This window comes from Lysinibacillus sp. TE18511 (assembly GCF_054062295.1).
In genome coordinates this window covers 1-13,177 of record NZ_JBSSFD010000067.1, presented here as the reverse complement: position 1 = coordinate 13,177, position 13,177 = coordinate 1, and the positions used below count along the sequence as shown (strand labels likewise).

The 13,177-nt window shown below is 35.9% G+C and carries 15 protein-coding genes; 1 reads left to right on the top strand and 14 read right to left on the bottom strand.

Features of this window, described 5'->3' with window-relative positions; all coding sequences use genetic code 11:
- Positions 1-282: 282 nt before the first annotated feature.
- The 12 genes from ACVWXS_RS24885 to ACVWXS_RS24830 form a co-directional block, all read right to left on the bottom strand.
- Positions 283-1,395: a GerAB/ArcD/ProY family transporter gene (locus ACVWXS_RS24885; RefSeq protein WP_456960570.1), complete on the bottom strand. Its 1,113-nt coding sequence runs from the start codon at positions 1,393-1,395 to the stop codon at positions 283-285.
- A gap of 33 nt (positions 1,396-1,428) precedes the next feature.
- Positions 1,429-1,665: a hypothetical protein gene (locus ACVWXS_RS24880; protein ID WP_456960569.1), complete on the bottom strand. Its 237-nt coding sequence runs from the start codon at positions 1,663-1,665 to the stop codon at positions 1,429-1,431.
- Between the two features lie 2 nt (positions 1,666-1,667).
- Positions 1,668-2,846 carry a Ger(x)C family spore germination protein gene (locus tag ACVWXS_RS24875; protein WP_456960568.1) on the bottom strand — a complete coding sequence of 393 codons (1,179 nt, stop codon included), beginning with the start codon at positions 2,844-2,846 and terminating at the stop codon, positions 1,668-1,670.
- A 15-nt stretch (positions 2,847-2,861) separates the two neighbouring features.
- Positions 2,862-4,472, bottom strand: coding sequence for a spore germination protein (locus ACVWXS_RS24870; protein ID WP_456960567.1), 1,611 nt, complete (start codon positions 4,470-4,472; stop codon positions 2,862-2,864).
- A 235-nt stretch (positions 4,473-4,707) separates the two neighbouring features.
- A complete protein-coding gene (locus tag ACVWXS_RS24865; protein WP_456960566.1) occupies positions 4,708-4,887 on the bottom strand; it encodes a hypothetical protein in 180 nt (59 codons plus the stop codon).
- A 479-nt stretch (positions 4,888-5,366) separates the two neighbouring features.
- Positions 5,367-5,846 carry a DUF6843 domain-containing protein gene (locus ACVWXS_RS24860; RefSeq protein WP_374963121.1) on the bottom strand — a complete coding sequence of 160 codons (480 nt, stop codon included), beginning with the start codon at positions 5,844-5,846 and terminating at the stop codon, positions 5,367-5,369.
- A 102-nt stretch (positions 5,847-5,948) separates the two neighbouring features.
- Positions 5,949-6,125, bottom strand: a complete 177-nt coding sequence (locus ACVWXS_RS24855; protein ID WP_456960565.1) for a hypothetical protein — start codon at positions 6,123-6,125, stop codon at positions 5,949-5,951.
- Positions 6,126-6,356: 231 nt separating this feature from the next.
- Entirely contained in the window at positions 6,357-6,578 is a 222-nt protein-coding gene (locus ACVWXS_RS24850) for a hypothetical protein (protein ID WP_402985167.1), read from the bottom strand.
- Positions 6,579-6,987: 409 nt separating this feature from the next.
- Complete coding sequence (locus tag ACVWXS_RS24845) at positions 6,988-7,419, bottom strand: GrpB family protein (protein WP_456960564.1); 432 nt, start codon at positions 7,417-7,419, stop codon at positions 6,988-6,990.
- Between the two features lie 110 nt (positions 7,420-7,529).
- Complete coding sequence (locus ACVWXS_RS24840) at positions 7,530-8,009, bottom strand: hypothetical protein (protein WP_456960563.1); 480 nt, start codon at positions 8,007-8,009, stop codon at positions 7,530-7,532.
- A complete protein-coding gene (locus tag ACVWXS_RS24835; protein WP_456960562.1) occupies positions 7,996-8,280 on the bottom strand; it encodes a hypothetical protein in 285 nt (94 codons plus the stop codon). Before ACVWXS_RS24835 ends, ACVWXS_RS24840 begins: the two co-directional genes overlap by 14 nt.
- Positions 8,281-8,327: 47 nt before the next feature.
- The gene (locus ACVWXS_RS24830) at positions 8,328-8,603 is read right to left on the bottom strand and encodes an inner-membrane translocator (protein ID WP_456960561.1); all 276 of its coding nucleotides are present in this window, start codon (positions 8,601-8,603) and stop codon (positions 8,328-8,330) included.
- A gap of 281 nt (positions 8,604-8,884) precedes the next feature.
- Here ACVWXS_RS24830 and ACVWXS_RS24825 point away from each other — a divergent pair, with 281 nt between their 5' ends.
- Positions 8,885-10,108: an IS110 family RNA-guided transposase gene (locus ACVWXS_RS24825; protein WP_456960560.1), complete on the top strand. Its 1,224-nt coding sequence runs from the start codon at positions 8,885-8,887 to the stop codon at positions 10,106-10,108.
- 622 nt (positions 10,109-10,730) lie between these two features.
- On the opposite strand, the gene ACVWXS_RS24820 is transcribed toward ACVWXS_RS24825, so the two are convergent.
- A complete protein-coding gene (locus ACVWXS_RS24820) occupies positions 10,731-11,324 on the bottom strand; it encodes a hypothetical protein (protein WP_456960559.1) in 594 nt (197 codons plus the stop codon).
- A gap of 1,236 nt (positions 11,325-12,560) precedes the next feature.
- Positions 12,561-12,983, bottom strand: coding sequence for a hypothetical protein (locus ACVWXS_RS24815; protein ID WP_456960558.1), 423 nt, complete (start codon positions 12,981-12,983; stop codon positions 12,561-12,563).
- Positions 12,984-13,177: the final 194 nt, after the last annotated feature.

Genomic DNA, 13,177 nt, shown 5'->3' with positions numbered 1-13,177 from the left:
CGCCTCGGACACCCTTGCTCTTGGCTAACCTCTACTTCTGTCTTCGGGGTTCGGGACTTACACCCTATAGTTCATGCGCATGCCAGGCGCACACACACTTATAGACTGAATAATAAAACTATTCAATCTATAAATCAACCATTATACATATCAACCTACGAAACAACCACTCGAAAGCAATGGACATAAAAAGATGACGCCGGCAGCATACCCGAAGTCATCTAATTGCCTCATAGTACGGCACTCCCTCTTTACTAAACTGGCTATCTAATAGGAAGCATATCATATTTCTATTTCGTTCTTTTTCAATCTTTTTCGTATTGCATATACGATTACCAACAAAAGAGGTAACAAAAATCCGATTGACAACGTTAAAGAATTACCCGTTGTATCGTCAAATTGTTTTTGGTAGATGATATTAGGATAAACCACGAGAGAAAGGACAACGGCTATCATGCCCAACGGTAAAGTTAAAGGGCGGTAATCTTTCAAATTCAGAATTTGTGCCATCCCTAAAACGGAAGCGTAAAAATAAAGGGTCGTCTTAAAATAGAGAGTGATCACCCAAAGAGATGCCATTAACCCCTCAATACGCTGTATAAAATTCCCGATATTTATCTTTTTGGTCAACTCATAGCTTGGATAGATCTCTCCGGCAGTTTTATCAATACCTAATACGGTAACACTCAAAAATGTAATAATGATGATGACGATGCCGCCTATTAAGTTTCCAACTAAAAATGTCTTTTTCCCTTGTTTCATTTTATTAACAAAAGAAGGAAAAATCATTAAGAGAACCACGGCATTTACTGAAGATACAATGACATAAAAAATGGATGATTGAATGATTTTTTTTGTTCCCATCTCATATACAGGCTGTATGTTTTCAATCTTCATTTCAGGTGAAAGACACACCACTAAAATGAAAAAAAAGACAAAGAACACGACAATTAATATTTCTGCCGTACGAGCGAAGGTTTCTAATCCAAGACGGACGCCCATTACTACGATCCCCGCCATAAGAATATTAAGGACTACCATTGGAGTATTTGGCATCATATGGATGTTTAGGAATAGCCCAAAATAATACAAAAGTTCTGAAGCATAAAGAAGAACTATTAATACAAAAAAAGCAGCTAAGGCTTTACCTATCCATCTCCCAAATAGTTTTTCTATGATTTGGACATAGGTGAGGTGAGGGAACCAAAGTGCTATAGTGATGAATAGCCAGATGAATAATAAACCGATTCCTGTACCTATTATAGCCGCAATCCAGGCGTCTTGTTTTGCGCCGGTTGCTAATGCTGATGGTACAGTTAAGATGCTCGTACCAATCGTAAATAAAATAACTAAAACCAGAAATTGGTACGGATTTATTTTAACGTCTTGCATCATTTCATATCATCCCTTCCCCTCTACACTTTTCTTTTATTTCAACAAATGAGAAATAAAATCATTAAGCGGTTTAAAAATAAAAGTGAGTAAATCAAATGGATTTGGAATAGGTCTTTCAAATCCAAAAAGTGTAATACTTAGACCTACCCCAATTGCAAGAAGTATTGAAAATACAAATAACTCTTTTTTATACTTTTTTTCCAAGAGAGGCGGAACTTCCATCCACACAATAACTGCCGCAATCATAAGTATTCCTATAGTTTTTATCATTATTATTCAACCTCTATCTTTTCTAAGAAGGAATTACCTTCTGTACCCGTATGCTTAAGTTCTACGTCTACTTTAACATTCGCTTTCATCTCAGCGAATTCCTCATCCCACTGCTCTTTCATCTTTTTCCATTCTTTCGGATTAGATCGATGAATGGCATCACCAAATCCAAATATGTCTGATTTATATTGTTTTTGTAACGATTCAATGGCCAGGTTAATGGTCTCTTCCATCTGTTTTTCAGTAATCTTCTCTAGCTCAACAATCGTATCTAGTTCATTAAGATTAATTTGACACTCTACTTCCCCAACATTTCCTTTTACTTTAATATTGACATCTACTTCAGGCTTACCTTTGTTTATTTTGCCTTTCATTTTAGAATCCACTTGAATAATTTCTATAGTGGCTTTCCCCTCTTCCGGACAAGATATAGCAGTTACAGAATTTTGCACTTCGTTGACGATGCCATTAAACCCTCTGCTTTCTCGTTCAGTTAACCAGCCCACCAGTTTATCTTTTTTAAACACCGCTAATTCATCATATACAATCCGCGTAGGAGGATTAATCGATTCTACATTCTGTTTGGTTGATCCTATTTCTTGATCCCCTGTTACTAGAATCCCTGTTAATACAGCTTCCTTTCCATCACTTGTCAGAGCAGCGATCAACTCATCTAACTTAATGCCGTTCGTTGCAGCCCAATAATGTTCTGACGTCTGCAGGCTGTTAAACATTTTATTGGCAGGTATACTTTCAATCGTTGTTCTAACATTCAGTACTTCCTCTGCGGTCCCATCCTTAGCAATTGCAACAAAGAAATCAGATCGAAGTTCCCAATCTCTTGACAGGAAATCTAAGGATTTCGCTATCCCTTCTTCAGCTAAATCCTCACCAAGCACAAGCATTCGAAGATGTCCTGGATATATTTTTCGAGGCGATATCTTTGTAATTTTTCGAAGAGCTTCATATACCGTTTCGCCTTTCTCCTTAAACAGGATGACTGGTGAACGCCCAGTACTTGTTTTCGTGGGTATTTCCGAAGGTACAACCACTTGAGCAGTTACTTGGTATTCATCTTCTACTTTATCGATTCCTATTGCCAACGTAATACCAAGCTCATTTAATTCCCTCTTGTCCCAACATCCAGTAAGAATGGGGCTAAGAATTAAGAGAACAATCATGCACTTTTTCATCCTTTAACCCCTTTCATTTTTTGGTGGTTCTGGTTTTGCAGAGGCCGAATCTTGTTGCCTAACGATATTTTGTTGACTGATTAGACGAGGCCGAGTAAACATTTTCCATATAGGCAAGAGAATAAACGCATCCTTTTGATCGGAAAGATTAAATGGCGCTAGTGAAGACATATAAGGCACACCAAAAGAACGCAAACTACATAAATGCAGAAGTAGAGCGATTAAACCAATCGTTATTCCTAATAAACCAAAAGATGCAGCCATTGCCATAAACCCAAAGCGTAGCATCCTTCCCGAGATAGCTAAGTTGTAAGTTGGAGAAACGAAACTAGAAATGGCGGTTATTGAAACCACAATTACCATCGCAGCAGAGATTATGCCTGCTTCAACCGCTGCTGTTCCAATTACAAATGCCCCTACGATAGAAATGGCTGAACCGATGGTTCTTGGCATTCTTAAGCCTGCTTCACGCAAGATTTCAAAGGTGACTTCCATTATAATTGCTTCAACAAATGCCGGAAATGGAGCACCTTCTCGTTGGGCTGCCAGACTTATAAGGAGTCCAGTGGGTAACATTGCATGATTAAAAGTTGTGACTGCAATAAATAATGCAGGTGCAAGCATTGCAATTGAAAATGCAAAAAAACGAAGGAGTCGAATAAGACTCGCAATATCCGCTCGTTGATAGTAATCTTCCGAAGATTGAAAAAATTGAACAAACAATGCTGGAACTACTAGGACAAATGGTGTTCCATCAACCAAAATGGCTATGCGTCCTTCCAATAATGCTGCCGCTACTACATCCGGACGTTCCGTATTGAATATGGTTGGAAAAGGTGAATAAGGTGCATCCTGAATCAATTCCTCGATATTTCCACTTTCAAGAATTCCATCAATATTTATTTTATCCAAACGCAAACGGACTTCTTTCACTATTTTGTCATTTGCAATTCCTTTAATATACATCATAGCAACATTCGTTTTCGTACGTTTTCCAATAACTTTTGATTCCATCCAGAGATCTGGGTCTTTCAGTCTTCTACGAACTAAGGCGGTATTGACACGCAAATTTTCGGAGAATCCTTCGCGAGGTCCTCTTACAACCACTTGGGCTGATGCTTCCGTAACTCCACGCTCAACCCAATGCCTATTGGAAATAATTAAACCTTGGGCATATCCATCGATTAAAATAATCGTATCCCCTGATAATAGTCCAGTAAGAAGCTCTTCAAAATTAGTTAGTTCTTTAATTTCTCCCACTGTCATGGCAAAATCTTTTAATATGCTAATCAGATTTTGTTCAGGAGATAGCTTTTTCTGTAATTCAGTACCTTCGACATCTAGCATGAGCGTTTCTAAAATGAAATTTTGTAATGAGATTGTATCGGTTAATCCATCTGTATAGATAATACCGGCTTTAATACTTTCTTCTTTTCCTACTCGAATTTCTCGAATGATAATATCCGAGCTTTTCCCAAGGGAATCTTTTATTCTTTGTAAATTTTCTTGAAGATTTGTTTTTAATTCGTTTGCTAAATTTGTCTTCATCATTTGGCTAGTTGAAATAGAATTGGAATGCATTTTAGAATTACTTTTCTTTCTGAAAAAGCCCATAGACTACCTCACATTTACTTTTTATTTTTTGGCTAATTAGAAAAATATCGATGGATCCGTTAACTTTTCTATTAAGCATGTTGATGAGATATAGATTCTCATGTTCTTTAGCATGGGAATCTCCTTTTAACAAATATTTTCTAATTAAATAAATCATACTACTTTTATTAAATAGAAGGATTTTTTCGACAAAACTTCTAATTAATGAACAAAAAAAGCAAACGTAGAAATACTTTTATAAAATTTTACCTGTTAATAAAAATACTGGATAATCATCACGACGTGTTGTTGATTTCCGTTCCGACTGGGCGCTTTGTAGCTGTCGCTTTGCTTTCGCTACAGAAAACATTTGTTGCTGCCGCTTCGCTTTCGCACAGAGCAAAGCTTCCTGGGGGCGTCCGATGAGCCGCTTCACTCGCGTTGCTCGCTCCAGGGTCTCGGGCCTACACGATGTAGGTCACGAAGGCGTTATCACAGGACGTGATGCTCTTAGCCTTCGTTCCTCTACCGCTAATCCCCAAGGAGTCGCCCAGTCTCCACTCCAATCAATTTATATACAAATGTCATCCACAACTTTTGGTGATGAACCGAAATACCGGATTGACAGAAAACTTTGGAATTTAATTCATGACAATAAAACTTCCAAACTTTGAAATGAAAAAACTCCATTTTGAAAAAATTGATCAAAATGGAGTTGAAGTATAAGATTTTTATAAAAAAGTGAAATCATTTCAATGAGTTTTTCCCACAAACGCCCTGCTAGCTTAAGTATTTGCTATCCCATTCCAAAAGCGTTAGTGTAACCTATCCATAGCACTAAACTGAACTTTTGTAAAAAAAGCGTCTCCACTTATTGTAGAAACGCACCTTAATAGTTGAATTCTCCGCTTTTACTCAACTATTTTTTAGTTTTTCATCCAATTTCTCTTCTAATTCTTCGTACTTCTCGTCACAAGCCTTAGCCTTATTACCCACTGGGATAGACAGTCTAGTAATTTGAACTCTTCCATCTTGACTATAACTACCTAAAGAGACAAACCCGATTTCACTTTCAGGGATTTCTTTTATTTTCTCGCCATTCTCGTTTACGTAGAAGTATTTGGTTTCATGAGATCCTGAAGTTTCTCTCCCTTCCCAACCAAAATCTTCAGGAGAACTAGTAAGCACTAAACCATCTTCATCAAAATGGTATTGGATCGTGTCATCTTCAATTTCTAGTTGAGGAGTACCTTCTATATTGTAAACAACATAGGCACAACCTTCGTAACCATCTTGGAAATAGAATGCTTCGTCATAGACCTTGTGAGTGAATAGCCAATAAAGACCGAATCCGATAACAATTCCTATGATCATTCCTGAAATGATTTTTTTCATCCTGTTCACCCCCATACTGCAGGAAACCGTTATTATATATTTCTTCAATTAAACTGCTTGGTTAGTTGAATAGCAGAAATCTTTTCGAAAACAACTTTTTAATCAAAGAGTTTTTGTTATTATATCAATTTCTAAGTTGTAACCACTCAACTTAAAATAACTATTAAAGTTATGTTGGTTTGAAAAAGTCGGTAAATCTTTAATATTCTCTTTTGGCATATCTGTTTTAAAAGAAATAACATCACCGTTTTTTAATACACAAGTATACAATTCCTTCATTTTCACACCTACTTTTTAAAAGTAATCCTAGTATTAATTAGAGCCCGTTTTCTCAAATGTTGTTGCTGTTAAAACAAAAAGACCGCATTAATCTACAAAATTTGTATAATGAACGCTGTCTTTTTGTTCAGATATTTCGTGAATCGAATATTTTATTAAAGTACCCTGTTTGTTTAAGTACATTTATTCACACACTTAATTCTAAAAAAGCTTAGGCGTACTTAAGCGTAATTACCACTTCTCATTATTCTTATGATTTTTTCTATAAACGTAATCTGCATTTTTTAATCCGGTCCAATTACTAATAAAATTAATAATCACTATAAAAATACCAAATAAAACAAACGCCACACTGTAATGACCTTTGAAAACTAAAACAAACGCCGCAACCAATAGTAATATCATTATTACTATTACCGAGACTTGTAATTTTCCCTTCTTCTTATCATCCATATGTTCAACCCCCTATCAAATCGCCAATATTTTCCGTATCTTTTAATTTGTTTTAAATGGTTTATTCTACCATATCCCTAATATTTACAATACCATCTGGTATGAATCTTATTCAACTAAACTGCTCCGTTAGCCATCCATGAAGTACCAAAATCAGCACTTCACCACAGAAAATGAAAGATGTATAAGTTCTTTCATGGGAGTTCAATAAAAAAAGAGCTGCCTATGCAACTCAATGATCTTCAACTAAAGCCCTCGTTACTTTAATAAGAGATGTTTATTTACTGTACATTTCCTTCATAGCTATTTCGATAATAGTTTTAATAAACGGTTCTTTCTTCTTTGTATATATTGGTCTATCGAACTTATATTAGAAGCAAGTTCTTTTTTTATGAAGCATACTCTTTAGCTACATGGGGTGTAACCTAAGATAATCTCGAAACAATAATTTTTCAATCCACTCACTGTTGTTAATTTCACAGATATGCAGATGACAAGTACCCTGTCCCCATAAACCCTTCCTAAAAAACCTTCTATCTTTAAACTCAGGTTTATGAACATATTCATATTCAATTTCACTAAGAGGAATAACAAAGTTGGATACTTCATCTAAATCTTGTACACCCACAATAATATCAATTATTGGTTTCGCTTCTAATCCCTTTATAGAAGTGCTTCCAATATGTTCAATTCCAACAACTTTATCACCTATAACATCAACAATTCTTTTTTTCTCATATTCAAATTCATTTTCCCAATTAAGATTATAATCAGTAAAGTTAACAATTGGTTTCCTCATTTTGTCCCCATCTATAAAATTATACTTCTTAATTTTAAACATAATAAAAAAGCACTCTCTCAAGAATGCTTTATAAGTCAGGATATATTGTTGTATGTAAAACTTTATATCTTTCTCAAAATATTGCTGATACCTGTTGAAATAAACTTTCTTTAATCAGCTTGATTTTTATGATGATTTTTACGATTAAGCTCAGAAAGATCTTTTATAGAAATTAATGAATAGTCATCTCTAATTTTCACTTCAAAAAAGTAATAATTTTTAGTTACTATATCTTTAACTTCTATTTCAAACAACGCCATTCCTCTTCGGTAATTGTTTTCTTCAGATTTTAAATCTTCTCTACCAATGCCATAGTTAGTTTCAATATAGTTTTCCACATAGTTGTATACGATAGCGTTATACTCTATAATTTGATTTGTATCATCAGCACTAACTATACTAAAACCACCAAAACAGTAGTAATTTTCATCCCCTAATTCAAAGACATCTCCATTACCTTCTCCACCTAAATGAACGGTTGAATTTTCTTGTGAATTGGAAATAATAGCGAAATATTCTTGACCACTTAGTTTAACAAGAAAAAAACTTAATTCTTTATCTTTCTTCCCAATATTCTTATATGAATTCAAACGCAAACATTAAACCTAAAGGGATAGTTAACCAAAGCAGAGAATTACTCAATATTATTTTAAAATGAGAAGCATTTTCTAATTTGTCTTTGGAAACGAATCTCCACATCAGTAGTACTCCAAAAGCCCATATCGGTATGACTAAAAAGAATTCTGGTGTCAAAGTATCAGATTCACCTAATGCCCCTTCTGCAAAAAACCAAGAAATAAATAATGCAACAAAACCAGTAAATATAACATTACCTATAACTAAAACTTTTTTACCATTCAACAAAATCCCTCCGATTACTCGAATTTTTACGAAATTTAAAATCCACCTTATAACTCCAATCCCAGAATGAGAATACCATTAGCTATTGTTATAAATCCTAAAAATGCCCCACCATAGCCTGCACCATCTCCTGTTCCCCCAGAACTCCAATCGTAAAAATGAAGAAATACAGCACCACTTGAAAAACCAATCACTGGAGCAAGTACCATCATAATGATGCCCGATATCATACGATTTAATATTCCTTTTCTAAACAACGTAAAGAAAACAACGTTAAGTGATACTAAGATCAAGACATATAATATCAAAATTAAATTTTCCAAAATACCCCTCTCGCTTCATTTTACCACAATTAACCATAATATCGATTTAACTATTCTGACTTTTAATTGAATAGCAACAATCTTTTCGAAATCAGCCTAAGAAAAAGATGGGATCTCTGTGGAATCCCATCTTGAAGTAAAGCACCCCGTTAGTCTGACTCCAACGACCACGGTGTATCACTGACTGTCGCTCCCTCACGGGAAGCACTCATGGGAGATTCATCCTACTCAGGTTGCTGCACCAGCCTCTAATTTGATTGGCCGTAGAAAGGATGTTTCTAATGGAAGTCATCATTGAACGTGCATGTGGTATGGATATTCATAAGGATTCGATTACCGCATGTATTATGACACCCGAAGGCAAAGTGATTCAAACCTTTTCTACTAAAACGGTTTTTCTATTGCAGTTAATTGATTGGATTAAAGAACACGGCTGTACGCACGTAGCTATGGAAAGTACAGGTGTATTTTGGAAGCCTATTGTAAACATACTCGAGGCTGAGAGTATCGAATTTTCAGTTGTAAATGCCCAACATATCAAAGCAGTTCCTGGTCGTAAGACTGATGTTAAAGATGCGGAATGGATCGCCAAGTTACTTCGTCACGGATTGCTCAAAGCTAGCTTCATTCCAGATCGCACACAACGTGAATTGCGAGAATTAGTTCGGTATCGCCGGAGTATGATTGAAGAACGCGCGAGACAACATAACCGCATTCAAAAGGTACTCGAAGGTGCGAATATTAAACTTGGTTCTGTTGTGTCAGATGTGATGGGTGTTTCCTCTCTTGATATGCTTCGTGCCATTGCCGAAGGTGAAAATGATCCAGAAAAGTTGGCTGGCTTCGCTAGACGTTCAATGAAAAAGAAAAAAGCAGAGCTTGAACTCGCACTTCGTGGCTATATCCAACCACATCAACGACTAATGATTAAAACCATTCTTACTCATATTGATTTTCTGACTGCACAAATTGAACTGTTAAATCAAGAAGTTGCTTGCCGACTTTCCACACACCAAGAAGATATCGAAAGATTAGATTCTATTCCTGGTATCGCCACTCGAATGGCAGAACAAATCCTAGCTGAAATCGGAACTTATGTAGAAAAGCAATTTTCAAGTGCAGCACATCTCTGTTCTTGGGCAGGACTAGTACCTGGACACAACGAAAGTGCAGGAAAAAGGAAATCCTCCGCTATGAAGAAAGGCAATAAATATTTGAAATCGGCTCTAATCGAAGCAGCTCATTCCGTCAGAGGATCTAAAACCTATCTAGGTGCATTATATAGACGGACTGCAGCTCGAAAGGGTAAAAAACGAGCAGGCATATCCGTTGCTCATGCCATCTTACGCATTGCTTATTACCTTTTAACATGGACAGAAATGTATGTAGACTTAGGTGAAGACTACTTCGATAAACAAAAAGAACAATCCATTATTCGATATTCTGTTCGGAGACTTGAAAGTTTGGGTTACAATGTGACCATCACTGAACTTGGTGCTTCCTAATACAATCTAAATCTGATCTCTATTTTAGGCGCTACCATTTTTTGCATATAAAGGTCGCGTTTGTTTTAGCGTGGACTTTTTTAGAGCCAGAGATTTAATTTTCATGGGAGTTTAAGTGAAATGCTTCACATGGTTTTTTTGTGTGGTAATAAATAGCCTATTATTAACAAGCTCCAAACATAACATCTGTATATTCCACCACAAATTTGTCGATGGACACTTTAGCTTTCATCACTTGCTGCCCTCCCAATCTCACTAGCTTTTTACTGTCCATGATTGTATTTTTTAAGACTTACTCGACTAATTATTAATTACCAGGCTTTCGCCTATTTTCAGGTCTTTAGACGTAAAAAAACACTTGTCACCCCATACAGGCAAAACAAGTGTTCTAAGAGTTGAAGGTTGGTTGTAAGTTTATCAAGTATTAGTCAATTCTGACTAAAGAATTTTGAATCCGCTTGGTGAGAATATTATGACACCCTGCCAAACAGGAGTCAATAGTCAGATAGGAACTGCACAGGCTGACAATGAGATTCCACTCTCTCACCGCTTGCTATCCTGCTGCGGAGTAATTTACGGTAATACCCACTGAAAACGTCATCTCGCCCGGTTCTTGTTGATATTAACTCTTGATTTTATTGATGATATCTTGATAATATTGTTTGCCATATTCATTGTTAGACTCTTCTAATTTTTTATTAAAATATTCTATGGCCTCATTTTTATATTGTTCCGGAATTTTTTCTAAATACAAATCCATTATATTTTCAAAAGAACTTTCGGCTACTTTTTTGGGGGACATTTTTTTGACATTCATAAAATATCCCCACTTATTATCATAATTTTCAAAATGTTTTAATCTAGGCAGGAATATCGCGACATAAGGTCCTATGTTACTTTTATCGGAATTTTCCAACATGAATTCGTAAATCTCCTTTGTTTCCGGAAGATCATATCTCTGAATCATATTCCCAATTGCTGAAACAAGCAGAACTACAAGTTTAGTATTATCCTTATGCTTATTATAGATATCAAGAAGGGTTTTAGAAAACTTCAGATCATTAAATAAATCTTGATAATAAATTGAAACCTCTAACCTGGGTGTTTTCTCAAACTCTTTTACAGCAAGAAACAGCTCTTCATCACTCAATTTATGACAATTAGAAATTTTCTCTTTTAATAGGCTAATATTTTCAATATTTTTTTTAGTGTCCATATTGTTCTATCATCACCATTTTCCTTTATTATACCACCTTTATATTTTTGCTTTCACAACGTGCAAACCAATCATTAAATTCTTTTTTCTAACAATAAATTAGCATCTGTAGTATATTTCTTGGAAATCACTAACAACGGTTCGGATATTGAGCTGCATATGCAACTCAATGATCTTATACAGATAGGTAAGCCTTTGAAGTTATCGCCAGCTTTTCCCCCTGTTCACACCGTACGTGCGACTTTCACCGCATACGGCGTTCCAACTAATCCAATTCAATTAATCATCAACACATCAGAATACCTTCTATGTTTCAATTCTTCCGTTTCAATAAGTCGGTGCCTCCCTTGGGAGGTGAACCTCTTTTAGTCTCACGAGAACCTTATTAACCGATAAAGATTTGCCATGCATGATTAAGTGATTCTTTATTAGTCTAGTGGCTATCCCTCCACGTTCATTACACGCTTCAACGGTACTATACCACCACTTTCACTGATATAAAGAGAAGTTATACACTCGCTAATCTCACGATTATTTTCCTTCTCAACGCTTCATCAAGAGTAAGCTCTCCACGTTATCAGCTTACCACGTTGAATATTATCTATTATGGAATAAACTTAAGTGCTCCCTATGAGCCTGTTAGCATCGCATGTGCCTGTAACACAAGATGGATTTTTATATAGTTGATTCTTACTCACCCACAGCTAACCCTACATATAGTAGTTAATACATTTCTATATTATGTGCGTCTAGACCCGTACATTCGGAAGTTCGCCAGTGGTACACTAATCTTATTTGTCTTTCATACGTTCTCACCATATCTATTCAACCCAAGCATTATGATTTACACCACCCCATCGGGTAGGGTTTCGTCAGCCGAACTGTTACGGTAAATTCTTACGCCTATTAACCGAGCTTATAACACGCTTTTCCTTACTAAATAGCGTGCTATTCGATGCAGGGGGAGCCTTTCTGGGCGTTACTCCATCATTCGACTCCTTGATAATATCCTTCAATTTAAATCATAAATTGCCTGACCTTTACCGAGATTGTGTTAACCACAACTCATTTGAGCCAGGAACGTGTCGCACCAAGTAAAGCACCCGTTAGCCATCCATGTAGCGCAAAAACAAGCGCTACACCACAGAAAATGAAAAATTATTACGTTCTTTCATGGGAGTTGAATAAGATAATGCCCTGCTCCCTTATTGAAGCAAAGCACAGGTAGTAAATAACTTATATCTGTTCTTGATAAATATTTAATCGTAAAGGTTCTAATTTTAATGCTATTTTAAACTCTTCAAGATTTTCAACCAAATGATAAAAAACATCCACATCACCATCGGTATCAAAATACCATTCTGACGCTTCCAAACTTCTAAGTTCATTAGTTGGGGTAAATACAAATTCACAATGGAGTTGTTCCATCCCAGAATATTCGTCATCTTCATAGACAGTAAATTGTCTAACGAAATCAAAATAAAATAATTCTTCTCCTGTAAAATCGTATACTCCACATTGGAAGAGTAAAGCTTTTTCCTCTTCTCCTTCAACTGGTTGTCTTCCAAATGATATAAATTCATTCCAAACATTTGCTATAGTTGTATTTTCACCAATCTTCTCTTTGAGGAAACCTTCAACATTTTGGACAGTAATCATATTGCCTCTCCTTTAATCAACTTAGTTTATTGTCGCTTATTATACCAAATCTTTATTCAACTAAACTGCGCTGTTAGTAAAAAAAGCACCCAAAGCGTCCTTGAACTGCACCCCATTTGTTAGACACATCTAACAAGGAGGTGCGGTTTTTCTATGGCTAAAATGAGTCCTGAAGATAAATTAGCAGCGGTTCA